The organism is Salinibacterium xinjiangense (genome assembly GCF_014645015.1).
GTDB classification, from domain to species: domain Bacteria; phylum Actinomycetota; class Actinomycetes; order Actinomycetales; family Microbacteriaceae; genus Rhodoglobus; species Rhodoglobus xinjiangensis.
This window is the reverse complement of the sequence record NZ_BMLC01000001.1, coordinates 301,012-324,441: the sequence shown is the minus strand read 5'-3', so window position 1 is coordinate 324,441 and position 23,430 is coordinate 301,012. Positions and strand designations below refer to the sequence as shown.

The window sequence follows — 23,430 nt, the reverse complement described above, 5'->3', positions numbered from 1 at the left end:
GCAACCTCTTCGCAACCCCGTCGCGAATATCGTCGAGAAATCACCAGACAACGATGTCGACAGGAGTCAGTGCATGACGGTTTATGCCGCACCGGGAACACCCGACGCAAAAGTCTCATTCAAGCCCCGATACGAACATTGGATCGGGGGTGAGTGGGTTGCTCCTGTGAAGGGCCAGTACTTCGAAGACATCTCGCCGGTCAACGGTAAGCCGTTTGCCGAGGTGGCCCGTGGCACAGCCGAAGACATCGACGCGGCTCTCGACGCCGCCCACAAGGCTGCCCCGGCGTGGGGCAAGACTTCCACCACCGAGCGCGCGGCGGTGCTCAACCGCATCGCCGACGTGATCGACGCCAATCTCGAGCTGCTCGCTGTGGCCGAGACCTGGGACAACGGCAAGCCGATCCGAGAGCCGCTCAACGCCGACCTGCCGCTGGCAGCCGATCACTTCCGCTACTTCGCGGCCGTGATCCGGGCCCAGGAGGGCAAATTTGCCGAGATGGACGGCTCCATGACGGCGTACCACTACAAGGAGCCGCTCGGCGTTGTCGGGCAGATCATCCCGTGGAACTTCCCCATTCTCATGGCCGTCTGGAAGCTCGCACCGGCCCTCGCCGCTGGTAACGCGATCGTGCTCAAGCCGGCCGAGCAGACGCCGGTGTCGATCCTCGTTCTCATCGAGCTGATCGGGGACATCCTCCCTCCCGGGGTCGTGAACATCGTGAACGGTTTCGGAGCAGAAGCCGGTAAACCCCTCGCCTCGAGCCCCCGCATCCGTAAGATCGCCTTTACCGGTGAAACCACGACCGGCCGACTGATCCTGCAATATGCGAGTGCGAATATCATCCCCGCGACGCTGGAACTCGGCGGCAAGAGCCCGAACCTCTTCTTCGCCGACGTCGCTGACCAGGACGACGCTTTCTACGACAAGGCGCAGGAAGGCTTTGTGCTCTTCGCGTTCAACCAGGGCGAGGTGTGCACATCCCCGTCGCGCGCCCTCATCCAGAAGCCGATCTACGACTCCTTCCTGGGCGCCGCGGTGGAGCGCACGAGGGCAGCCGTGCAGGGCAACCCGCTCGACACCGACACGCAGGTCGGCGCGCAATCGTCGAACGACCAGCTTGAGAAGATCCTGAGCTACGTCGACATCGGCAAGCAGGAGGGCGCGAAGCTGCTGCTCGGCGGCGAGCGGGTCGACCTCGGCGGCGACCTGACCGGCGGTTACTACGTGCAGCCGACCATTTTCGAAGGCGACAACAAGATGCGCATCTTCCAGGAGGAGATCTTCGGGCCAGTGGTCTCGGTCACGAGCTTCGACGACTACGACGACGGTATCTCGATCGCCAACGACACGCTGTACGGGCTCGGAGCCGGAGTGTGGTCGCGCAACGGCAACGTCGCGTATCGCGCTGGGCGCGACATCCAGGCCGGTCGTGTCTGGATAAACAACTACCACGCCTACCCCGCCGGTGCGGCGTTCGGTGGCTACAAGAGCTCGGGGATGGGCCGCGAGAACAACGTGCTCGCCCTCGATCACTACCAGCAGACGAAGAACCTGCTCGTGTCGTACTCGGAAGACAAGCTGGGCTTCTTCTAAACCGGCACGGCACGGCAGCCTCCGGCGGTCATCCCTGGGTTGGATGACCGCCGGAGGTACCTGCTGTTGTGAAGATCACCAGGCAAAGGAGCAAGGGCATGATCGAATCCACCGTCGTTATTTCGGGCGAGACCCTACCCAGGGTCGCGCTCACCTCCGAGAGCGTCGATCTGTTGCGAAAACTGTGGGACCAGCACGGCCCGCTGATGTTCCACCAGTCGGGTGGCTGCTGCGATGGCAGCTCCCCGATGTGCTTCGCGGCCGGCGAGTTCTGGACCTCGGACAACGACATCCTGCTGGGCGTCTTCGATATTGCCCAACGCGGTTCAGAAGCTCGAAACATCGATTTCTGGATGTCGAAAGAGCAGTTCACCTATTGGAGTCACACCTTCCTGACCGTCGACGTGGTCAAGGGCAGGGGAAGTGGATTCTCGCTCGAGGGCCCGGAGGGCCTGCGCTTCTTGATCCGATCCCGGCTGATGGAGACCGCAGAACCCTTCGCCTGAGCCCGGCGACGGTGGCGGAGGGCAGACTGGGGGCGTGCACATAGTCCTCGCTCGCGTCCAGGGAGTTGTGCGGGCGACCTCGTTCGGCGATTCGGGTGCGGTGATCGGTGTCGAGCAGGTGGACGACCTGGCGGCGTTCGTTGTCGCGCGTGAGACGGGGCATCCACGCTGGGTCTGGGACGACACCTCCCGCTGGTACGCACCCCTGCTGGCTGCCGGAGTTCGGGTCGATCGATGCTTCGACCTTCGGCTGTGTCACGCGATCCTCCGATCGTCATCACTGACCTCGGATTCCCGGCTCGCGCGGTCACGACGCGGCCTGTGGGATGCGCCAGCGCCCGCAGCCGGACCGGTCGCTGCGGCGCCCTCCCACTCGGCACTGTTCGAGTGGGATCAGGTTGCTGCTCCCGCACCGTCGGTCGAATCCGACCCGGTTGCCGAGTTCGAACTCCAACGGTCTGCCGTCGCGGGGTGCCCTGAGCCCTCGCGCCTCGGACGGTTGCTGGCTGCAGAGTCGGTCGGTGCCCTGATTGCGGCCGAGATGCGGTTCGCGGGCCTCCCGTGGAGTGCGGGCAGGCACGATGCCATCCTCTCCGCATCCCTCGGTCCTCGGCCGGCCGTGGACGGCGCCCGACCGGCGAAGCTGCAGGCCGTGCTCGACATCGTGCGACAGCGGCTCGAATCGCCGGAATTGAATCCGGATTCCCCGGCTGACCTTCTGCGCGCGCTCGGGCTCGCCGGGCTCATGGTCACTTCCACCCGCTCATGGGAACTCGCCACACTGAAACATCCCGCGATTCCCCCGCTGCTCGAGTACAAGAAGCTGTCGCGGCTGCTGTCGTCCAACGGCTGGGCCTGGCTCGATAACTGGGTTGCAGGCGGGCGATTCCGCCCGGACTACGTTCCGGGTGGTGCGGCGACCGGGCGCTGGGCGACCAGCGGTGGGGGAGCGCTGCAGTTGCCGAAGAACATCCGCGGCGCTGTCGTAGCGGATGAGGGCTGGAAGCTCGTGGTCGCAGATGCGTCACAACTCGAGCCGCGCATCCTCGCCGCCATGGCTGTCGACCGGGGAATGATCGAGGCGGGTTCAGCGGGGGACCTGTATGCCGGCATCGTGGCCAGCGGCGCCCTGGAGACCCGTGACCAGGCCAAAGTCGCCATGCTCGGCGCGATGTACGGCGCAACGACGGGGGAGGGAGGGCGTCTCATGCCAGCCCTTACCCGCGCCTATCCGCGTGCGATCGGGATGGTGGAGAACGCCGCGAGGGCGGGCGAGCGCGGGGAGGTCGTAACGACCAGGCTGGGGCGCAGCTCCCCTCCCGGGCACGACAGCGGTACGTGGAACGAGACGGTGTCGTCGGCAGAGGCCGCGCGGGCCCGAGACCGCGGGCGCGCCTGGGGGAGATTCACTCGTAACTTCATCGTGCAGGGTACGGCGGCCGAGTGGGCGTTGTGCTGGATGGGGAGCATCCGCCGACGGCTTCACGAGTTGAACGACGCTGGTGCGTTGGTCGACGGCCCGCATCTGGTCTTTTTCCTTCACGACGAGGTCGTGGTCCACGCGCCAGCCGACCTGGCCGTTCAGGTTGCCGGGGTGATCTCCGATGCTGCGGTCGATGCGGGCAGGCTGCTGTTCGGCCAGCTCCCCGCGCAATTCCCGGTCACCATAGCCATCGTCGACAACTATGGGCAGGCCAAATAGCCTGTTGCCATATACCGTGTATGCATGTCGATCCGTCAGAGCCTTCTCGCCATCCTCGATGAAGGGGATTGCTACGGATACCAGCTCCGCGTCGAATTCGAACGCCGGACAGGGCATTATCGATCGCTCAATGTGGGCCAGGTCTATGCCACCCTCGACAGGCTGGAACGAGACGGCCTCGTGTCCAAGCTCGGTGCCAACTCCACGGGGCATGTCTACTACGCCATCACCGACGAGGGTCGGATCTGTGTGCGCAGTTGGTTCGAGACTGCCGTGCCGTCGATTGGTCTCGATGAGCTTGCACAGAAGGTAGCCCTGGCACAGTCGCTGCCGGGTGTGGATGCCGCGGCGGTGGTGAGCCGCCATCGGGAGTCGACCGCGGCGGCCGTTGATGCCCTCCGTCGGGAGAAGCCCGCGATCCAGTTGTCCCGTCAGCTCGTCATACAGGCGCAACTCGCGGCGGCGGAAGCCGAACTGGGATGGTTGCAGCGAGCAGAAGCGCTGGTGAGGGGTTCCGAACCGTTCGGGCTCGAGGCCGAGCCACCGCGTCGCGGCCGACCTGTTCGCGGCTGACATCATCCGGCTGGGCGGTATTTCGCGCCCTGCGGAACTACATGCTTGTGATTACCCGGCCCAATGGGTCATAATGACCAAAGTGGGCCTGCGGGAGCAGCCCTGCCCAACTGAATAGTTAGTCATACGAATAATCAGTCACACGAATTTTTGGTAACACCGTGTTCCATGGGTCGATGGGGAAGTCGCACCCAACCGGAACGGAGTCATCGTGACTGCATCACACGCTCGCGGAGTGCTATTCGTGCACTCTTCGCCACGCGCCCTGTGCCCTCACATTGAGTGGGCTGCAGGTCGCGCGCTCGATCGCGCGGTCAACTTCGATTGGGACCAGCAGCCCGTGCTCAAGGGCTCCCAACGAGCCGAGTTCTACTGGGAAGGCCCCCGCGGCACCGGTGCGCGGCTCGCGTCTGCCCTGCGCGGATGGGAGCACCTGCGCTATGAGGTGACCGAAGACGCGGGGCTCGGCACCGACGGTGGTCGCTGGATGCATACGCCTGACCTTGGAATCTTCTACGCCCAGACCGACACAGCCGGCAACGTGGTCATCCCCGAGGATCGCGTGCGCTACGCCATGGACATCGCGGGAGCCAACGCCGTCGAACTTCACCGCGAGTTGAGGCTCGCCCTCGGGCAGGCCTGGGACGACGAGCTCGAGGTGTTCCGTCATGCCAGCCAGGATTCGGCCGTCGTCTGGCTGCACAAGGTCGGTTGAGAATCTCTATCACTGCGCTGCGAGTCACTGCACTGTGACTCACTGCACCGTGACTCATTGCACTGTGACGTAGTACAACCCAACATTTGGAGGCATCATGGATATCCTGCACCGTGAGTTGGAAGATCTCATCGGCGAGGTCGCTCCGACGTTCATCGACCTCGAGCAGCTCGAGCGACTCGTCACGGAAGACGACATGCTCGCCTTCGACGGCGAGTGCACGATTCACGACGGCTGCCGGCAGATCGCGGCATAACTGCGACGCTGCCCAGCAGCGAGTCGGATCAGTGGGACTCGTAACTCCTGAACGCGACGACGGCATTGTGGCCGCCGAATCCGAATGAGTTACTGATCGCCAGTAGTGGACCGTCACCGAGGGCGCGCGGAGTTGTGACGACGTCGAGCGGGATCAATGGATCCTGTTCGGTGAGGTTGATCGTCGGCGGTGCGGTGCGGTGATAAAGCGCCAGCACGGTGAAAATGGCCTCGAGTGCACCAGTGCCGCCCAGGAGATGACCGGTTGCTGCCTTTGTCGCAGACACCGGGATGCCCGGCAGGAGGTCTCCGAACACCCGCAGCAGTGCCTTGTACTCGGCAATGTCGCCGACCGGCGTGCTCGTCGCATGGGCGTTGATGTGCCGAACGTCCTCGATGGATGCGCCAGCCTGCTCCAGCGCACCGAGCATGGCGCGTGCAGCGGCCGAACCCTCGGGGTCCGGTGCCGTGATGTGGAAGGAGTCGCTCGTGACAGCGCCTCCGGCGAGCTCCGCATAGATACGGGCGCCACGCGCCAGCGCGTGCTCTTCTGTTTCGAGTACGAGTGTTGCCGCGCCTTCACCGAGTACGAATCCATCGCGGCTGATGTCATACGGGCGCGACGCGGTAGAGGGGTCGTCGTTGCGCTTCGACAGCGCCTGCATCGAGGCGAACGCCGCGATCGGCAGAGGATGCACGACGGCCTCGGTGCCGCCGGCGATGACGACATCGGCGAGCCCCTTCTGGAGATGTTCGTAGGCGTTGGTCAGAGCCTCGGTGCTCGACGCGCACGCCGAAACGTCGGTTCGGGCATATGCCCGTGACGGAATGGACATGCTGATCGCGGCCGCGGCGGCGTTAGGCATGAGCATGGGGATCGTCATGGGAAGCACCCTTCGCGGGCCCTTCTCTTTCAGCGTGTCCCACGCATCGAGCAGTGTCCACAGGCCACCGATACCGGTGGAGTAGTCGACTCCGACGCGGATCGGATCGACGTCCGGGGATCCGGCATCGGCCCAGGCTTCCCTCGCCGAGATCAGGGCGAACTGGCTCGAGGGGTCGAGTCGCTTGTATTCGACGCGCTCGAGTACCTCTTCGGGCCGAACCTTGGCTTCTGCGGCGAACGTGACGGGCAGTCCGTACTGCTCTACCCAGTCGTGTTCCATGCTCCGCGTGCCGGATTCTCCGGCGAGCAGAGCTTCCCATGATTCTTGGGCGGTTCCACCGATCGGGGAGGTCGCGCCGATTCCGGTTACAACGATCTTCTTGGTCATGTCATTCCTCTGGAGCGGGGCACTGCCTGCGGAATGGCGACCCGCTAACCGGCTCGCCATTCCGTTGAGGGACTGTTAGCCCTGTGCGCTGGTGATGAAGCTGACGGCGTCGCCGACTGTCTTGAGGTTCTTGACCTCTTCGTCCGGGATCTTCACATCGAACTTCTCTTCTGCGTTGACGACGATCGTCATCATCGAGATGGAATCGATGTCAAGGTCGTCAGTGAACGACTTGTCCATCTCGACGGTGTCGGTCGCGATGCCGGTTTCGTCGTTGATCAGTTCAGCCAGGCCGGCGAGGACTTCTTCGGTGGACAGTGCCATTGTTTTCTCCTTGAGGGATGTGATTTGACCGTTGGACAGTTTACGGGAGTACGACGACCTGCGCGCCGAACACGAGGCCGGCGCCGAAACCGATCTGGAGGCACAGGCCGCCGCTCAGTTCAGGATGCTCGGCCAGTAACCTGTGCGTCGCAAGCGGGATCGACGCGGCCGAGGTGTTCCCGGTCGTTGCGATATCGCGACCGATGGTCACGGTCTCCGGAAGCCCGAGCTGCTTGGCGAGTTCGTCGATGATGCGCATATTGGCCTGGTGGGGCACGAAGGCCGCGAGATCGGCCGCTGTGATGCCCGCCACCTCAAGGGCCTGCTTGGCGACCTTGGCCATTTCCCAGACAGCCCAGCGGAACACGACCTGCCCATCCTGGCGGAGCGTCGGCCACGCGGCTGTCCCGTCGCGGAAGTCCACGAGCGTGCTGTCCATGCCCACAGCCTCGGCCTTGGATCCGTCAGAACCCCAGACCGGAGCCGCAATGCCGGGGAAGTCGCTAGGGCCGATGACGACGGCACCCGCGCCATCGCCGAGCAAAAACGAGATCGACCTGTCGGTGGGCGAGACCATGTCTGAGAGCTTCTCCGCACCGACCACAAGCGCGTAGTGTGCTGCGCCGGACCTGATGAGAGCATCGGCCTGGGTGACCCCGTAGCTGAAGCCGGCGCAGGCCGCGTTGGCGTCGTAGGCGGCTGCGGGAGTGCAGCCGACTCTGTCGGCTAACACCGCGGCAAGGGACGGAGTCTGCTGCACGTTGCCAATGGTCGCGACGATGACGAGGTCGATTTTGTGCGCTGGAACTCCGGATTTCTCGATGGCCTCTGTGGCCGCGTCCGTCGCCAGGTCGACCGCGAGGATACCGGCTGATGCGCGGGTTCTCGTGATGATGCCCGTGCGCTGCTGGATCCATTCATCACTCGAATCGATCGGGCCGATGAGTTCGCTGTTGGGAACGACGAGGTCGCCGCGGGCAGCGCCGTAGCTGTAGATACGGGTGAACTCGACGCCCGTCGACTGCGTGAGGCTTGCTGTGGTCATAGTTCTCAGATCCCGTCGATCATGGCGAATGCTGCAGGCAGGTCGTCAGGGGTTTTCACCGCAACCGAAGGTATGCCCTTCAGCCCGCGTCTGGCAAGGCCGACCAACGCGCCCGCTGGTGCGAGTTCGATGATTCCGGTCACCCCGGCCGCGGCAAGTGACGCCATGGCCATGTCCCACCGTACCGGCGACGAGACCTGGCCGACCATCAACTCGACGAAGTGGTTGCCGTTCTCAATGCGCGAACCGTCGCGGTTCGTCCAGATGGGGATCGTCGGGTCGTGCTTCTCGAGGCCGGCTGCGACGAGTTCGAGGCGTCGGACGGCGGGCTGCATGTAGCGGGTGTGGAACGCTCCGGCCACCTGGAGCGGGATAACCCTGGTGCCGGCAATCGGGTTCTCGGCGAACTCAGCCAGGGCCGGCAACGCGCCGGCGACAACGATCTGGCCGCCGCCGTTGAAGTTGGCGGGCTGGATGTCGAGCTCCGCGAGTCGTTCCAGCAATGCCATCTCATCGCCGCCGAGAACAGCGGACATGCCCGTGGGCTCGAGCGCAGCGGCATCCGCCATCGCCTGGCCGCGTTCGCGTACGAAGGCGATGGCATCGTGTTCACTCAGGATGCCGGAGACCGCAGCGGCAGTAACCTCACCGACGGAGTGGCCGGCCACCCCGCCGATCCTGTCCCGACGGCCGTCGGCCAGGAGCGCCGAGGCGGTGAGCAGTCCCGCGGCGACGATCAGCGGCTGGGCGACCCTGGTGTCCCGGATGGTGTCTGCGTCGCTCGTGGTGCCGTGAGCCACGAGATCGATGCCGACGGAGTCAGACATAGATGCGAGCTGGTCGCGGAAGCGCTGCTCAGCCAACCAGGGTTCGAGAAATCCGGGAGTTTGGGAGCCCTGTCCAGGCGCGACGATGACGATCACTGCTCTAGTCTGCCAAGATTCAGCTGCTCGTGAGGTGCTGAACCTCCGAAGAAACAGGCGCAACCTTGTCGATCACGTTCAAACGCAGCCCGAGAACGCCTCGAGAGGGCGCGGCCGACCTCACCGTCGCTTCGAGGAATCCGGATCAGCGATCGAGCCGACGATGAGCGCCGCCTGCAGGATGAGCGCCTCTCGCGCACCGGTGGCATCCCATCCGATCACGTCGCTGACCCTCTTCAGCCGGTATCGCACGGTGTTGGGGTGCACGAACAGTTCGCGAGCTGTCGCTTCGAGTGAACGGCCGTTGTCGAGGTAGCACCAGAGTGTTGCGAGGAGGTCGGTCGAGTGCGCCTGCAGCGGCTTGTAGATGCGGTTGATGAGGGTGGACCTGGCGAGAGGATCACCGGCGAATGCACGCTCCGGCAGCAGATCGTCCGCCAGGGTCGGTCGTGGGGCGTTACGCCACGACCTCGCTACTGCGAATCCCGCGAGAGCAGCCTTCGCGCTTTTCGACGCATCCACGAGCGTCGGCACCTCGTGACCGAGCACGAGATGCCCGGTGCCGAACCCCGGCTCGAGCTGCTTGGCGATCTCGAGGAACGCCATCGGTTCAGCGGCATCGGGATCATCGGTTCTCGGGCTGGCTCGACCGATCACGAGCACGAGCCTGCTGCCCTGCACGCCGATCAGCACGTCTGCGCTCAGGTGGCGTGCAGTGCGGCGCAACTGGTCGACGTCGAGCATCTTCGGTGCGGTTCCGACCAGGACGCAGACCTCGCCGTGACCGTTCCACCCGAGGGCCGCAATGCGCGACGGCAGTTCGTTGTCGTACTCACCACTCAGGATGGAGTCGACGACGAGCGCCTCAAGCCTGGCGTCCCACAACCCGCGGGCTTCGGCGGCGCGAGCATAGACGTCGGCCGCAGCGAACGCGATCTCTCGCGAATACAACAGGATCCCCTCGCGCAGCACATCGTCGTCGTTCTTGATGCGATGCTCGACCACTTCCACAGTCAGCCTGATGAGCTGGAGGGTCTGGGTCAGGGATACCGACCGCAGCAACTCCCGTGGCGCGGCACCGAACACGTCAGCAGCGATCCATGGGGTCGACTTCGGATCGTCGAACCAGCTGATGAAACTCGTGATGCCCGCCTGTGCGACCAACCCGACCGCAGAGCGCCGCCCTGGCGGCATGTCGCCATACCAGGGCAGCGTTTCTTCGAGTCGCTTCAGAGTCGCCGTCGACAGCTCACCCGTGATGGTGCGCAACCAGGCAAGCGTCTGCTCTTTGGTCTTCTGGACGGGGGGAATGCGCGTACCTAGCTCTCTCCGCCGACAGAGCCGGTCGTGCCGGCCGTAACGTCGAGCAGGCGGTACTTCTCGATGGCCTGCGCGGGCACGGACCGATCGACCAGTCCACGCTTTGCCAGCGACTGGAGAGTGCGCACGACCACTGACGGGCCGTCGATCTTGAAGAAACGACGGGCGGCGGCACGGGTATCCGAGAATCCGAAGTCATCGGCACCCAGGGTGGCGAAGTCTCCGGGCACGAACTGCCTGATCTGGTCGGGCACAGCGTGCATGAAGTCGGTCACTGCCACGAACGGCCCGTTGGAGCCCGACAACTTCCGGGTGACGTACGGCACACGTTCCTCGGCGTTCGGGTTGAGGAAGTTATGAGCCTCGGCGTCAAGTCCCTCTCGGCGAAGCTCGGTCCACGATGTGACAGACCAGACGTCGGCAGACACGCCCCAGTCGTCGGCCAGCAGCTGCTGGGCCTCGAGCGCCCACGGCACGGCCACACCGGACGCAAGGAGCTGCGCACGGGGTCCCTCGACCGGCGAGGTCTTGAGGTGGTAGATGCCATGCAGGACACCGTCGACGTCAAGGTTCTCGGGTTCGGCCGGCTGCTGGATGGGCTCGTTGTACAGCGTCAGGTAGTACATGACGTTGGGGTCGGGATGCACCCCTCCGTACATGCGCTCGAGCCCGGCCCGCACGATGTGCGCGAGCTCGTATCCGTATGCAGCGTCATAGCTGACGACGGCCGGGTTGGCCGATGCCAGCAGGATGGAGTGCCCGTCCGCATGCTGCAGGCCCTCACCTGTGAGAGTGGTGCGGCCCGCAGTAGCGCCCATGATGAACCCGCGGGCCATCTGGTCGCCCGCGGCCCACATCGCGTCGCCAGTGCGCTGGAACCCGAACATTGAGTAGAACACATAGACCGGAATCAGCGGTTCGCCCTGGGTCGCGTATGACGTACCGGCGGCGGTGAACGCGGCGAATGCCCCGGCCTCGTTGATTCCTACGTGCACGATCTGGCCCTGCGGGCTCTCCTTGTACGCGAGCAGCAGCTCGCGGTCGACGGAGGTGTAATGCTGCCCGTTGGGGTTGTAGATCTTCGCGGTGGGGAAGTAGGCATCCATTCCGAAGGTTCGAGCCTCGTCGGGGATGATCGGAACTATGCGATTACCGATGCCCTTGTCGCGCAGCAGGTCCTTGAGCAAGCGCGCGAACGCCATGGTGGTGGCGATCTCCTGCTTGCCTGAGCCCTTCTTCGCGACCTCCCACACCGACTCTGCGGGCAGATCGAATTGCGTGTACCTCGATCGGCGCTCGGGTACGTAACCACCGAGCTCGCGTCGACGCTCGTGCAGGTACTGAATCGCCTCATCGTTCTCACCGGGGTGGTAGAACGGGGGCAGGTACGGGTCAGCCTCGAGCGCAGCGTCCGTGATCGGCACGCGCATCTCGTCGCGGAACTGCTTGAGGTTGTCGAGCGTGAGCTTCTTCATCTGGTGGGTCGCGTTGCGTCCCTCGAATGACGGACCCAGCCCGTAGCCCTTGACGGTCTTCGCGAGGATGACCGTCGGCTGACCCTTGTGCTCCTGGGCAGCCTTGAACGCGGCGTAAACCTTGCGGTAGTCGTGACCGCCGCGCTTGAGGTTCCAGATCTGGTCGTCGGTGTAGTCCTTGACCATCTCGAGGGTGCGGGGATCGCGACCGAAGAAGTTCTCCCTGACGTACGCGCCGCTCTCGGCCTTATACGTCTGGTAATCGCCATCGGGGGTGCGGTTCATGAGGTCGCGTAGCGCCCCCTCAGTGTCACCGGCGAGCAGGGAATCCCACTCGCGACCCCAGACCACTTTGATGACGTTCCAGCCAGCGCCGCGGAAGAAGCTCTCGAGCTCCTGGATGATCTTCCCGTTGCCGCGCACAGGGCCGTCGAGGCGCTGCAGGTTGCAGTTGATGACGAAGTTCAGGTTGTCGAGACCATCGTTGGCTGCCCACTGCAGGGCGCCACGGCTCTCGACCTCATCCATCTCCCCGTCACCGAGGAACGCCCACACCTGCTGGTCGGACGCGTCTTTGATGCCGCGGTTGGTGAGGTACCGGTTCGACTGGGCCTGGTAGATCGCATTGATCGGGCCGAGACCCATCGAGACGGTGGGGAACTGCCAGAACTCCGGCATCAAGCGGGGGTGAGGGTAGCTCGACAGCCCGCCGGACGGGTGCGACTTCTCCTGGCGGAACCCGGTGAGCTGGTCTTCGGTCAGTCGCCCCTCGAGGTAGGCCCTGGCATACATCCCGGGGGAGGCATGGCCCTGGTAGAAGATCTGGTCGCCGCCACCGGGGTGATCGGCGCCCCGGAAGAAGTGGTTGTGACCGACCTCGTAGAGGGCAGCAGACGACGCGTACGTCGAGATGTGGCCTCCGACGCCGACGCCGGGGCGTTGTGCGCGGTGCACGGTGATGGCCGCGTTCCACCGGATCCAGGCGCGATACCGGCGCTCCAGGTCTTCGTTGCCGGGGAAGGCAGGCTCATCCTCGACAGCGATCGTGTTGAGGTAGTCGGTGGTGGGAACCATCGGCACGCCGAGGTGGAGGTCCTTCGATCGCTTCAGCAGGCTGAGCATGATCTCACGACCACGTTCATGACCGTGAGTTGCAACGAGACCGTCGAGCGACTCCTGCCATTCGGCTGTTTCCTCCGGATCTCTGTCGATGTTGTTCACCGAATATGGGTCCTGGTCGTTCACCGTCACCGTTGACCTCTTTCTTATGAGAAGTGGGGGTTGTGAGAACTAAGGTCCTGACTGCCGGGTTGCGACTGCCATGACCTGTCGTTCTGGATGAGCCGCGACAAATGTTCTGTTGCGCCAGTAGATTCTAGCCACCACCGCTGTGTACGCTCGCACGGGCGTAGTATTGCCCATCGTGCCGGTCCGAAATCGGGTCACGGCGCGAAAGGAACTGTTTCAATGACTCTCGCAAACGACACAACGGCGCCCGACTTCGAGCTGCCGAACCAATTCGGTGAGCACGTGAGGCTCCACGACTTCCGTGGCAGGAAGCCCGTCGCCCTCGTGTTCTTCCCGCTCGCTTTCTCGAGCACCTGCACAACCGAGCTGTGCGACCTCCGCGACAATCTCGCGCTTTTCAAGAACGAGCAAGTCGAGCTGATCGGTATCTCCGTCGATTCGAAGGCAACCCTCCGGGCCTTTGCCGACGCCGAAGGATACGATTTCACGCTGCTTGCCGACTTCTGGCCGCACGGCAGCGTTGCCAAGGAATACGGCGTGTTCCTGGAGGAGAAGGGTTTCGCGACCAGGGCGACTTTCCTCATCGATATCGATGGCGTGATCCGCGCAACATTCGTCACAGCCCCCGGCCAGGCACGTTCGATGAGCGAGTACACCGCCGCGCTGGCAGGGCTGCACGCGGCACGGGTCTGAGTCATGAGCGAACGCGACTTCATCGAGCTGTGGTCGAAGGCCCGCTGGCACATCATCGTGTCGCAGCTGGCGCCCACCGGATTGCTCGGTTTCACCGTCTGGCTGGGCATCCTCGACCTCGGCGGCACGTCCCTTGCGCTCAGGATCTCGGCCGCGGGCATTCTGCTCGCCTCGGGAATTCTCGGCGCTCTCGCGCAGTATTCGGCTGCCACAGAGGGCATGGCCATCGCTCGCGACCTGATCGCCGTGCCGTCAGCCTCGATCACCGGCCGTCAGATCGTCGAGCTCGCACCGCTCCTGAACGTCGTACGCTTCGTCACACCAGCCATCTTCATCGCCGTGTTTGTGGCGCTCATGGTCGAGTTGTTCGCGCCCTAACCGAGCAGCGATACCGCCCTCGCGATAACCAGCGCGAGGATAACGAACCCCGCGAACGACTGCAGGCCCATCAGCACCTTCGCACGGTGCGAGAGCGGCATCGCATCTGTCGGGCTGAAGGCCATCGAGTTGGACAGCGAGAAGTACAGGTAGTCGACGAAACTGGCCGTCCAGTTGAGGCTTCTGGATGATCGCACAGCCACCTCCTCGACAGCATCGTGGTCTTCATCCTGGGGAAACCTGAAATCGGCCGGAGGTAGATCTTTCCTCTCACGCTTCGATCGGGCGACCGCCCCTCCCCGGTCCACTTCCCAGTAGAGCAGTGCAAAGACGATGACGTTCGTCACCCACACCTGGAGGGCAGCGAGCAGCAGAGTCGGTCCTTCATCCTTTGACGGTGTCACCAGCTGGAAGATGATGTGGATGAGCGCGACCTGGTTTGCGATGAGCAACAGCAGGGTCTGGCCTACCGAGAGGCCACGTGACCATCGGGTTTGGCGATGCATTCGCAGTGGGTTGACGGCGATGACGGCGATGAGCAGTAACAACCCGAGAGCGACCACGCCGAAGCGCAAAGGAGGAAAGAACGAACTGGGCAGCAGCCCGTACAGGGCCAGCGCTACCACCAGCGCTATAGCCGCGGGCCAGCGGTGCTCGGCGCGACCGGATCTCTCAGAAGAACTCACTTTCCGAGTGTAGGAGCGCACACCGTCAGGTCAGTATGTTGACAGCACGGGAGATCACGAGCGCGAGCAGCACAAAGCCCGTGAGTGCCTGGTACGCCATGAGGGCCTTCGCGGGTCGACTGAGGGGCATTACATCGGTGGGACTAAACGCCATCATGTTCGAGAGTGAGAAGTACGCGTAGTCAAAGAACTCGGGGGTCCACAGCTGGGTCGAATCAGCCTCCTGCTGCGGGAACCGGAAATCCTGCCTCGCGTGGTCATTCACACCCTTTACTCGCCTGGCGATCGGGCCACCCTTATCGAGCTCCCAGTAGACCAGCGAGAACGCCACGACGTTGGTGCCCCACACGCCGAAAGTGGTGAGCAGGATCGTTGGTCCCTTCGCGACTCCGTTGACCAACTCGCCGATGATCAGCACTATGTACACCTGGTTCACCGCGGCGAGACCTGAGGCGAATCCGATCCCGAGCCAGCGGGTGAGCGCCGTCTCGCGGTTGAGCCGTCTGGGGTTCGACAGCACGAGGGGGATGAGCACGATGGCACCGATGGCGGGGATCACCCACGACGGGAGGAAGGTCACCTCATTGGGAAGGAAAAGATAGATCACCAGCGCCCCGAGCGTGATCAGCAGCACGGGCAGCCTGTGCTCGGTGCGATGGGGTGCCATGGCCGGAGTGTATGCCCGTCAGTTGACCGCGATGCGCCCAGTTGTTCGCGACGCGGGTAGTCGCGTTGCGAGGATTGGCCACGATTTTTCGCAATCGTCACTTACCGCTACCCTTGCAACCCTGCGGACAATCGCCGCGGGCCTTTAGCTCAGTTGGTAGAGCGCCACGTTTACACCGTGGATGTCATCGGTTCGAGCCCGGTAGGGCCCACAAGTAAAATGCCCGATCAGAGGAATTACCTGGGGTATCGCCTCGCAGAGTCGGCTCGCAAATCAACCTGTCAGTTGGTGAGGCGTTGGTGAGCGGGAATTGCGGATATTGTCCACTGCGCTGATTTCGTAGGCGAGCAGCACGGACAAACATAGAAGGAGCCACGCGGTCTCGCATGACTCCATTTCGGACTTCGTAATCCAGACGGCGGTTGCCCTCCTCGTGGCGGCTCGCAGCTGGTCGATTCCGTCCCGGTCGCTGCTCGTTCCCGTCCGGTGGGTGTACTGACGCTCGCCGCCGTTTTTGAGATCGAGGCCCACTCTCCGTTCGGGTAAGCGGGGTTCTCATCGACTTTAATGACGACCAGGTCGCCCTTGCCAGTGGGGTTGAAACCAACGCCCTAATCTTCAAGAGCTCTGCCTTGAGCGTTGTCATTTGTCGTACGCGGACTATCCATCATGCTCTGCGTAATAGGCAGTCTCCGCGACGCGCGGCTTGTCGAGGTCCGACCTGGCGTTCATGTTGTGGCCATTGGCGATGATCCGCGTTTTGCGGGACGGCCGCACCTCCCTGATCGCCACCGTGCACCACAGCAGCAACGAGCCCGATCTCGTGCGTCGGATCAGCGACACGCTCGCACCGACCGTGGATCGTCTGGTATTCAACGGCTTCCCGACGGGTTTTCGGTTGTCATGGGCTCAGCACCACGACACGATTCCCCGTCACATGGACGGCGCCTTGGTGCTGCCCCGCTGACCCGGCGCGGTGATGACCCGGCGCGTCCTGCGGCGCCACCGGGGCGCACGAAATCGCTCCTGACGGGTTCTCAGGAGCGATTTCGTGTGGGTAATTCAGATCAGGCTCTCGACTCAGTTACCCGTGTATCGGAAAATATAGAGCCCGAAATCACGGTCGCTGGCCGCAACGTATTCGACGCCATTGTTCTCGAACACGTCCACACCCCAGAAGTTGTTGCCGCCCTCGTCAATGAAGCGACCGGTCTCGACGAGTTTGTCGTCGATGATTTTGGTCACTCGAAAACCTCCCGCGTAATACGAGAAGTACGCCAGGTCGGCCCGCTGCTTGGACGTGGCCACCTCGTGAACCGAGAGGTCGCCGAAGCCCACAGCGTAGGCCGGGTCCATGGCTTCGGGAATTGCATAGGTGTCCAGCTCGGACATCTTTCCCGTCGAGTTGTCGAAGAGGTGCACATAACCCCAACCGTCGAAGAACGCGCGCACGGAAACGAGATCTCCGACGGCGCCCAGACTCAGGCCGGGAATCAGGCTGGCAGCACCGCCGAGGCAGGCCGCGTTATCGTAGAAAGCCTCGAGGTCGAAGAAACCGAATCCGGTTTGACGGTCGACCGAAGAGGTCGGGATGTTGCCGGCAACGCTTATCCCGAACGCGCCGCATCCGTCGGTACCCTCGCGGTTGATGATGACGATTCCGTCATAGCCGCCAGCCGCTTCAACGTTCGCCACCTTCTCGGTGAACGCGCAGAGACCACGGGTGACGATCGCGATCTGGCTGCCGCTTGCGGTGACCGGCGCCGGTAGCACAACCGGATCACCGGAACATGCCCGTCCCGCGTAGACGGCATCACCGGTCAGCGACTCCCCGCCTTGCAGCTGCGGTGTGTCGCTGCCCTGCGAGATCTGAAACGGCGTCGCGGAGTCATCCGTGGTGCCCTCCGCGCTGTTGGGCGCGAAGTCCTCGTCGGCACCGATTACGAACCTGTTGTCGAGGGTGAACTCGCCCTGGTGGCCGTTGCCTTCGGGCTTCTCGATCAGGCCTGCCGACTCCTGAAGCTGCGGGTCGGGGTTGGTGAAGTCCGTATCGCCGACATAGATCGGGTTGTGCACGTCGGTCATGTCGACGGTGACGTATCCGGCGTCCCAGTAGGACAACAGCATCACCTGTTTTCCGGCGATCTGCTTGACGACGAGGTCGTGGAGAAACACGTCGGTCAGGTTCGACGGTGCGTTCTGGAGGATCTGCGGGAAGGTCTTGTCCAGATCGTATTCGGCAGTGAGGAACGGCTTCTTCGGGTTGGTGATGTCCATGATGTCGACATCGGTGCCCTCTTCGTTGTCAACGATGACTGCGTACGCCTTGTCACCGGCATCCCAGGCGAAGACGCTGTGGGTCTGGTTGGAGGTCTTCTTACCCTGACCATCGGCTGTTGAATCGCCAATGCCCACGGCGAGTGGTGTGGGGTGCTCGGGATTCGTCACGTCATAGAGATTCATGCCGCCGAACCCTGCTTTGTCCTTGCACTTCTCGTTATTGGTGACGAGCACGTCGCCGGTAAAGGCTGGCGTATCGAGTTGAAGTGCCTGGACACCCTCGCCCGGGTAGCTGCCCTCCTTCGACTGGATAAACGCGACCTCCTTTGGTTTCGCGGGGTCCTTGATATCCACGACGTGCACCCCGTTGTAGGTGCACGACACGACGCCCCACGCAGCAAGGTAGGCATGGTCCTTGAAGACGCCCACATCGGCGATCTTCTCGGGCACCGCGTTCTTCATCTTCAGTTTGGAGACTACGTTGACGTTGGACTGTGTTGCCGGCAGATGACCGGCCGTTCCGCCGTGCTGGTGGGCGTCGCGAGCGCCGTCGGCGGTCGATAGCGCGCCGTCGTCCCCGGGTCGGGCCGATGCAACGGATGTTGTGGCGAGGATCAACGCTGCGACGGACGCCAGCGTCAATCCAGCGCGAATGGCAGGTGATTTGACCATGACACTCCTTCGGTGCGGAATTTGAACTCGAATGTTCGAACCGTAGTCCGCGCCTACACACTTTGGCAAGGAAGTACAAATCGGCCAGGGTGTGGCCGCCAGGGCGACGCGGTGCGCATGCGTCGCCATGGCCTACCTCCCGCGGTTGCCTTGGAATCGAATTCTTTGTCGGGCGATGACCTGCGCCTCGCGGAAATCGACCCCCCCTCGCCGTGGGCCGTGTGCATCGGGCGCAATGGGGACGCTTTTGGAGGTCTTGGCTTTGGACGGGCAGGGACTATGGCGGGTGATTCTCTATGATCCGACGAGCATCATGCAGGCGTTTCGTTTTGCTCGAGCGTGGCTTCCGGTCAACGATGTGTTCTCGCTGCCATGCGTGCGGCTCGATGCCCTGAACCGGCGCGGGCTGTCACGCTGTCGGCGGGTTCGAGTGTGACTCGGAACTCACCGAATTTCTGCCGGATGCTTGTTAATCGCAAGCGTGGGTCAACGGACAGCAGGACGGCCGAGAGCGCGACCAGAACCCGTGGGGGAGATCCTATGGACTCTTGCATTCCGTGGCCCCATGAGGGCCTGACGCCCTAGGTCCGCGGGAGCCCCGGAGCACGACCAGCGGCACCGCCGGTGTTCGGTGCCGCCGAGCTCGTATTGCTCGGCTGGTGATGCGTACAGGCAGAACACATCGGTCGGGTGTTTTGAGTTGTTGAGTCGTTGGTGTTCCAGCAACTGGATTCGCCACAATCCCGGATTTTCGGGCAGGCTACCGCAAATGCGCAGTCTCTGGAAAGCCCGTGTTCTTGCGGATCTTCACTGAATTTGTGTGCGACCGGACCTTTAGACCGTGGATGTCATCGGTTCGCGCACGGTAGGGCCCACTACAGATAAACCCCACCCAGGTCCTCACTCGACATGACCCTGCATGGCGCGCTCCTATCAGCGCGGTGCCTGGGTGGATGCACGCTTGATCAGTGTCGGGATCGACTGTGGCAGCGCCTCGACAGTTTCGCTGTTAATGCGTGCGAGAAGTGTGCTGAGCATGTCCTGGCCGATTCGCTGGAAGTCCTGGCGGAATGTGGTCAACGGTGGAGCGAAAAAAGCGGCTTCGGGAATGTCATCGAAACCAACGACGCTGACGTCGCCTGGTACCGTGCGCCCGCGTTCGGTGATGGCTGCGATCAGGCCCACCGCCATCTGGTCATTAGCGACGAACACTGCCGTCATCGCACCGAGGTCGAACTCGAGCCCGAAACGGTGCCCTGCGGCGGGAGTCCAGTCACCTACACCCATCAGCTGGGTTGCGAGGCCGTGTGCCTCGAGCTCATCACGCCATCCGCGCTCGCGTTCCTGCGCGTCAACCGAGTCCCGCGGTCCGGCGAGATGACCCACAGCACTGTGGCCAAGGTCGAGGAGATGCTTCACGGCGGCGCGCGCGGCACCGTACTGGTCAGCGCCTACGGTGTCGAGACCGAGTCGCGGGGTCGCCTGCAGAACGACCAGTGGAATCGTCAACTCCATGCCAGCAACGGCCTCGGCGGCTCTCTCATACCCGGAAATGACGGCGATTCCTTCGACGCTCTGACGGAGGAAAGCCTCGATGGCTGCACGCACGGAATTCTGATCCCAGTCGACCATGTTCGCGGTGAATACCGACCACCGCGCATCGCGGGCGGCGGCGTTGAAATACAGCAGGGTTGACGATGGGCCGAACTCCGCACCGCCGGTTGTGATGAGCCCTATGGTCCGTGAACGCCGCGTCACGAGAGCACGGGCTGCCGGCGATGGTACGTACCGGAGCTTAGTTATGGCGTCCTCGACGCGAGCACGAGTTGCTGCGCGCACGTTCGGCAGGTCGTTGAGAACCCGCGACACAGTCTGATGGGACACCCCGGCAAGTCGCGCCACGTCGAAGATGGTCGCCTGGCGAGGAGAATCAGTCGCCACGAACTCTCCTCACTCGGTCACTGTCGCAGGCGAGCGGTGACCGCTCTGTCGGATCGGATTCGGGGGGCATGATCCCGCGCTCTCCGCCTCTACGGGAACAATAGCCGACAGGCGGCGCGAGACCTGAACACGCCGAGCCCTATCCCGCCGCATCATCGTCTGATTCAGCGATGATGGCGAGCAGCCTGTCGACGGTGAGGTCGTGATTTGCCAGGTCGCCCACTTTTCGTCGATCGCGCAGGATAGCGATCCGGTTGCTGATGCGCACAACTTCCTCGAGCTCTGCGGAGATGAAGACCACGGCGAGACCGTTCTCGGCGAGATTTGTCACCAGGTTCTGGATCTCGGCCTTGGCGCCGATATCGATGCCTCGCGTCGGCTCGTCGAGTACGAGCAGTCTGGGAGCTATCGCGAGCCACCGAGCGAGAAGCACTTTCTGTTGATTGCCACCCGAGAGAGTTCGCATGAGGGCATCTGGATCGGGTGGCTTGATATTCATGGCCTGGATGTAGCTGCGCGCCAGTTCGTCCTGTCGCTGCCGTGGTAGCCGCCGCAACCAGCCGAGGTCGGCTTGCAGGGCGAGGGTTATGTTGTCCCGCACGGTGAGGTCGCCCATGATCCCTTCACCGCGGCGATTCTCGGAGGCGTAGGCGATTCTCCGTTTGAGAGCGTTCCGAGGGCCCCGGAAGTTCTCCTTTTTACCGGCAACCAGAAGCTGCCCGGTGTCGGGCCGGTCGACGCCCGTGATGAGCCTGGCCAGTTCGGTGCGACCAGAACCCAGCAGGCCCGCGATTCCCACGATCTCACCCTCGTAGATGGTGAGATCGATCGGCTGGATACCGCCATCGCGGCCCAAACCGATTGCGGTGATGAATGGTTCTTCGGCATCGAGGTCATCTTCGATACCGTTTGACTCGGTTCGATCCCGGATGCCGTCCAGCATCGAGATCTCTTTGCCCACCATCTTCTGCACGAGGTCGATGCGGAGCAGTTCGTGAGTGAGGTACTCCCCGACGACTCTCCCGTCGCGCAGCACGGTGAGTCGATCGGAGATCTCGTAGACCTGATCGATGAAATGGGAGACGAAGAGAATCGCGACCCCAGTCGCCTTGAGGCTGACGATAATACGAAACAGCTCAGTGACCTCGTCGCTGTCGAGACTCGAGGTCGGCTCGTCGAGGATGAGCACTTTGGCACGCACGGAGACGGCTCGCGCGATAGCGATCAGCTGTTGGACGGCGGGGGAGTGATCGGCCAGCATCGAGGCCGGGTCGATATCCAGTCGCAGTGTTGCGAGAAGTTCGGCTGTCCGCCGACGGGCAGAGCGCCAGTCGATGCCACCAAAGCGGTGGCGCGGCTCCCGGCCGAGCATGACGTTCTCCGTCACGCTCATATTGGGGAGGAGGTTGATTTCCTGGTAGACGGTGCTGATCCCGGCATCCTGCGCTGCAGCGGTGTTGTGAAACGCGACTCTGCGGCCGTCCAGCTCAATGCACCCGGAATCGACAGGGTGCACGCCAGTGAGCGCTTTGATGAGGGTGCTTTTTCCCGCACCGTTCTCGCCCATCAACGAATGGACCTCACCGGGGAAGAGACGGAAGTTCACTCCATCAAGCGCCATTACTCCCGGGAACCCGACTGAAACATCAGTGAGCTGAACGACGGGTGATTTCTCGTTCATCTGCTCTCCATCGAGTGGCGGATCATGGCGAAGCCCTGGGTGGGAAACGAGCCGAAGCACGCGTGACGACGGCAACTGCGCGCTTGCGTCGATCATGCACGGGATAACGCGATGTTAGGGTTCACAATCCTGTCGCGCAACATCACGAGTCTACCGTCGGGACGACGGGCTGACGATGCCCGAGGTTCTTATTGGCAACATTCGGTTTCGAGTCACGCTTGACAGGCTCGTCGGGCGGGATTATTGTTCCCAGCAAGACATTTGTTAGCGTTCACATTTACACCCGGACTGTGGCTGTAGATTACCCGGGCGACCATCGCAAGAGTCCTGATTCGCGGCTTGTGATCGATCACAAAGTCAATCCGCACCGAAAACAATCCCCGTAACAGCAGTTTCACCCGTCGGACCGATGAAGGTTCAGGCGGATCTCAAGGAGGAGACCAATGTCAAAGTCAACGAAATTCCGCTCGATCGCGGGACTGGCTCTCGCAGGAGCCGTCGCGATCAGCCTCGCCGCCTGCGCCGGAGGGTCCGAGTCAACGGATGCGGGCGCCGTGGCCGGTGGCGAACTTGTCACCGTCGGTTTTGTCGCCGTAGGCCCAGAGGGCGGGTGGCGCACCGCCAACGAACAGAACATCCAGGACTCCTTCTCGAAGGACAACGGATTCGAGCTGAAGTACGCGCCAGCCACCAACGGCGACCAGAATTCGCAGATCACGGCGTTCACGTCGTTCATCGACGAGGGAGTGGACGTGATCCTGCTCTCCGCCACCGAGGCGACAGGCTGGGAGAGCGTGCTCGAACGGGCGAAGGAGGCCGAGATCCCGGTCGTTCTGCTCGACCGAGGCATCGAACCCAACGACACCGAGCTCTACACGAGCCGAATCGCCCCCGACAACGTGGGAATCAGCGCATCGGCAGCAGAGTGGGCGAACGGCCAGTTCCCGGATGGTGCCAATTACGTCGTGCTTGAAGGCCCTCCCGGTCTTTCGGTGGTGAATGACCGCAACAAGGGCTGGGATGAGACGATCGACGCGAACTTCACCAAGCTCGAGAGCCAGTCTGCGAACTGGTCCACTGAGGAAGCGAAGAGCGTCTTCGAGACCATCCTCAAGGCGAACAACAACAACGTGCAGCTCGTCTTCGCCCAGAACGATGAGATGGGCCTCGGCGTCGCGCTGGCCGTCGAAGAGGCTGGGCTCACGCCCGGAACCGATGTGAAGATCATCACGATCGATGGAACCAAGGCTGCCCTCGAGGCACTCGCCGCTGGTCGACTGAGCTTCGTCGCAGAGTACAACCCGCTGTTCGGTGACACGGCCATCCAGATCGTCAAGGACGCCCTCGCGGGAAACAGCGTCGAATCGGAGATCGTCGTGCCCAGTGTCACCTTCGACTCGCCGGAAGCCGCTGCGGAAGCGCTGCCCACTCGCAAGTTCTGACCGACCGTGCTGCCCATTCGGAGATCGCCTTGC

21 protein-coding genes and 1 tRNA gene are annotated in these 23,430 nt (G+C 63.0%); 11 read left to right on the top strand and 11 right to left on the bottom strand.

Annotated elements, in window-relative coordinates; genetic code table 11:
* The first annotated feature begins 73 nt into the window (after positions 1-73).
* From exaC to IEW81_RS01500, 6 genes are all read left to right on the top strand, one after another.
* Complete coding sequence (exaC, locus tag IEW81_RS01525; RefSeq protein ID WP_097060959.1) at positions 74-1,597, top strand: acetaldehyde dehydrogenase ExaC; 1,524 nt, start codon at positions 74-76, stop codon at positions 1,595-1,597.
* A gap of 98 nt (positions 1,598-1,695) precedes the next feature.
* Positions 1,696-2,103, top strand: coding sequence for a DUF779 domain-containing protein (locus IEW81_RS01520; protein ID WP_097060822.1), 408 nt, complete (start codon positions 1,696-1,698; stop codon positions 2,101-2,103).
* Positions 2,104-2,137: 34 nt separating this feature from the next.
* Positions 2,138-3,805, top strand: a complete 1,668-nt coding sequence (locus IEW81_RS01515; protein ID WP_097060823.1) for a bifunctional 3'-5' exonuclease/DNA polymerase — start codon at positions 2,138-2,140, stop codon at positions 3,803-3,805.
* Positions 3,806-3,829: 24 nt separating this feature from the next.
* The gene (locus IEW81_RS01510) at positions 3,830-4,378 is read left to right on the top strand and encodes a PadR family transcriptional regulator (protein ID WP_097060824.1); all 549 of its coding nucleotides are present in this window, start codon (positions 3,830-3,832) and stop codon (positions 4,376-4,378) included.
* A gap of 211 nt (positions 4,379-4,589) precedes the next feature.
* Positions 4,590-5,093, top strand: a complete 504-nt coding sequence (locus IEW81_RS01505; protein ID WP_097060825.1) for a DUF3145 domain-containing protein — start codon at positions 4,590-4,592, stop codon at positions 5,091-5,093.
* A gap of 97 nt (positions 5,094-5,190) precedes the next feature.
* Positions 5,191-5,349, top strand: coding sequence for a hypothetical protein (locus IEW81_RS01500; protein WP_179691843.1), 159 nt, complete (start codon positions 5,191-5,193; stop codon positions 5,347-5,349).
* 28 nt (positions 5,350-5,377) lie between these two features.
* Here IEW81_RS01500 and IEW81_RS01495 read toward each other — a convergent pair whose 3' ends face one another.
* From IEW81_RS01495 to aceE, 6 genes are all read right to left on the bottom strand, one after another.
* The gene (locus IEW81_RS01495; protein ID WP_097060826.1) at positions 5,378-6,622 is read right to left on the bottom strand and encodes a beta-ketoacyl-[acyl-carrier-protein] synthase family protein; all 1,245 of its coding nucleotides are present in this window, start codon (positions 6,620-6,622) and stop codon (positions 5,378-5,380) included.
* A 75-nt stretch (positions 6,623-6,697) separates the two neighbouring features.
* Complete coding sequence (locus tag IEW81_RS01490) at positions 6,698-6,946, bottom strand: acyl carrier protein (protein WP_097060827.1); 249 nt, start codon at positions 6,944-6,946, stop codon at positions 6,698-6,700.
* Positions 6,947-6,986: 40 nt separating this feature from the next.
* Complete coding sequence (locus tag IEW81_RS01485; protein WP_097060828.1) at positions 6,987-7,991, bottom strand: beta-ketoacyl-ACP synthase 3; 1,005 nt, start codon at positions 7,989-7,991, stop codon at positions 6,987-6,989.
* A 5-nt stretch (positions 7,992-7,996) separates the two neighbouring features.
* A complete protein-coding gene (locus IEW81_RS01480; protein ID WP_097060829.1) occupies positions 7,997-8,914 on the bottom strand; it encodes an ACP S-malonyltransferase in 918 nt (305 codons plus the stop codon).
* A 120-nt stretch (positions 8,915-9,034) separates the two neighbouring features.
* A complete protein-coding gene (locus tag IEW81_RS01475; protein WP_218840015.1) occupies positions 9,035-10,183 on the bottom strand; it encodes a PucR family transcriptional regulator in 1,149 nt (382 codons plus the stop codon).
* Positions 10,184-10,233: 50 nt separating this feature from the next.
* Positions 10,234-12,960 carry a pyruvate dehydrogenase (acetyl-transferring), homodimeric type gene (aceE, locus tag IEW81_RS01470; RefSeq protein ID WP_097060831.1) on the bottom strand — a complete coding sequence of 909 codons (2,727 nt, stop codon included), beginning with the start codon at positions 12,958-12,960 and terminating at the stop codon, positions 10,234-10,236.
* A 216-nt stretch (positions 12,961-13,176) separates the two neighbouring features.
* Between aceE and IEW81_RS01465 the strand changes: the two genes are divergently transcribed.
* Positions 13,177-13,650, top strand: a complete 474-nt coding sequence (locus IEW81_RS01465) for a peroxiredoxin (RefSeq protein WP_097060832.1) — start codon at positions 13,177-13,179, stop codon at positions 13,648-13,650.
* 3 nt (positions 13,651-13,653) lie between these two features.
* Positions 13,654-14,028, top strand: a complete 375-nt coding sequence (locus IEW81_RS01460; RefSeq protein WP_097060833.1) for a hypothetical protein — start codon at positions 13,654-13,656, stop codon at positions 14,026-14,028.
* Here IEW81_RS01460 and IEW81_RS01455 read toward each other — a convergent pair.
* Both IEW81_RS01455 and IEW81_RS01450 read right to left on the bottom strand, forming a co-directional pair.
* Positions 14,025-14,714 (bottom strand): DUF1345 domain-containing protein, encoded by a 690-nt coding sequence (locus IEW81_RS01455; RefSeq protein ID WP_179691844.1) that lies wholly within the window; start codon positions 14,712-14,714, stop codon positions 14,025-14,027. The genes IEW81_RS01460 and IEW81_RS01455 overlap by 4 nt on opposite strands.
* A 25-nt stretch (positions 14,715-14,739) precedes the next feature.
* On the bottom strand, positions 14,740-15,381 hold the full coding sequence (locus IEW81_RS01450) for a DUF1345 domain-containing protein (RefSeq protein WP_097060835.1): 642 nt from the start codon (positions 15,379-15,381) through the stop codon (positions 14,740-14,742).
* A gap of 138 nt (positions 15,382-15,519) precedes the next feature.
* Between IEW81_RS01450 and IEW81_RS01445 the strand changes: the two genes are divergently transcribed.
* Positions 15,520-15,592, top strand: a tRNA-Val gene (locus IEW81_RS01445).
* Between the two features lie 531 nt (positions 15,593-16,123).
* On the top strand, positions 16,124-16,348 hold the full coding sequence (locus IEW81_RS01440; RefSeq protein WP_143544669.1) for a hypothetical protein: 225 nt from the start codon (positions 16,124-16,126) through the stop codon (positions 16,346-16,348).
* A gap of 113 nt (positions 16,349-16,461) precedes the next feature.
* On the opposite strand, the gene IEW81_RS01435 is transcribed toward IEW81_RS01440, so the two are convergent.
* The 3 genes from IEW81_RS01435 to IEW81_RS01425 form a co-directional block, all read right to left on the bottom strand.
* Positions 16,462-18,333, bottom strand: coding sequence for a PA domain-containing protein (locus IEW81_RS01435; protein WP_097060838.1), 1,872 nt, complete (start codon positions 18,331-18,333; stop codon positions 16,462-16,464).
* A 933-nt stretch (positions 18,334-19,266) separates the two neighbouring features.
* A complete protein-coding gene (locus IEW81_RS01430; RefSeq protein WP_229671188.1) occupies positions 19,267-20,274 on the bottom strand; it encodes a LacI family DNA-binding transcriptional regulator in 1,008 nt (335 codons plus the stop codon).
* A 139-nt stretch (positions 20,275-20,413) separates the two neighbouring features.
* Positions 20,414-21,955: a sugar ABC transporter ATP-binding protein gene (locus IEW81_RS01425; protein WP_097060961.1), complete on the bottom strand. Its 1,542-nt coding sequence runs from the start codon at positions 21,953-21,955 to the stop codon at positions 20,414-20,416.
* Positions 21,956-22,398: 443 nt separating this feature from the next.
* On the opposite strand from IEW81_RS01425, the gene IEW81_RS01420 reads away from it, so the two are divergent.
* Positions 22,399-23,397, top strand: a complete 999-nt coding sequence (locus tag IEW81_RS01420; RefSeq protein ID WP_097060839.1) for an ABC transporter substrate-binding protein — start codon at positions 22,399-22,401, stop codon at positions 23,395-23,397.
* Positions 23,398-23,430: the final 33 nt, after the last annotated feature.

Coding starts and splice junctions, on each gene's coding strand:
- IEW81_RS01420 (WP_097060839.1), top strand. CDS start 22,399: ATGTCAAAGTCAACGAAATTCCGCTCGATCGCGGGACTGGCTCTCGCA.
- IEW81_RS01500 (WP_179691843.1), top strand. CDS start 5,191: ATGGATATCCTGCACCGTGAGTTGGAAGATCTCATCGGCGAGGTCGCT.
- IEW81_RS01510 (WP_097060824.1), top strand. CDS start 3,830: ATGTCGATCCGTCAGAGCCTTCTCGCCATCCTCGATGAAGGGGATTGC.
- IEW81_RS01490 (WP_097060827.1), bottom strand. CDS start 6,946: ATGGCACTGTCCACCGAAGAAGTCCTCGCCGGCCTGGCTGAACTGATC.
- IEW81_RS01425 (WP_097060961.1), bottom strand. CDS start 21,955: ATGAACGAGAAATCACCCGTCGTTCAGCTCACTGATGTTTCAGTCGGG.
- IEW81_RS01485 (WP_097060828.1), bottom strand. CDS start 7,991: ATGACCACAGCAAGCCTCACGCAGTCGACGGGCGTCGAGTTCACCCGT.
- IEW81_RS01435 (WP_097060838.1), bottom strand. CDS start 18,333: ATGGTCAAATCACCTGCCATTCGCGCTGGATTGACGCTGGCGTCCGTC.
- exaC (WP_097060959.1), top strand. CDS start 74: ATGACGGTTTATGCCGCACCGGGAACACCCGACGCAAAAGTCTCATTC.
- IEW81_RS01450 (WP_097060835.1), bottom strand. CDS start 15,381: ATGGCACCCCATCGCACCGAGCACAGGCTGCCCGTGCTGCTGATCACG.
- IEW81_RS01520 (WP_097060822.1), top strand. CDS start 1,696: ATGATCGAATCCACCGTCGTTATTTCGGGCGAGACCCTACCCAGGGTC.
- IEW81_RS01495 (WP_097060826.1), bottom strand. CDS start 6,622: ATGACCAAGAAGATCGTTGTAACCGGAATCGGCGCGACCTCCCCGATC.
- IEW81_RS01460 (WP_097060833.1), top strand. CDS start 13,654: ATGAGCGAACGCGACTTCATCGAGCTGTGGTCGAAGGCCCGCTGGCAC.
- IEW81_RS01465 (WP_097060832.1), top strand. CDS start 13,177: ATGACTCTCGCAAACGACACAACGGCGCCCGACTTCGAGCTGCCGAAC.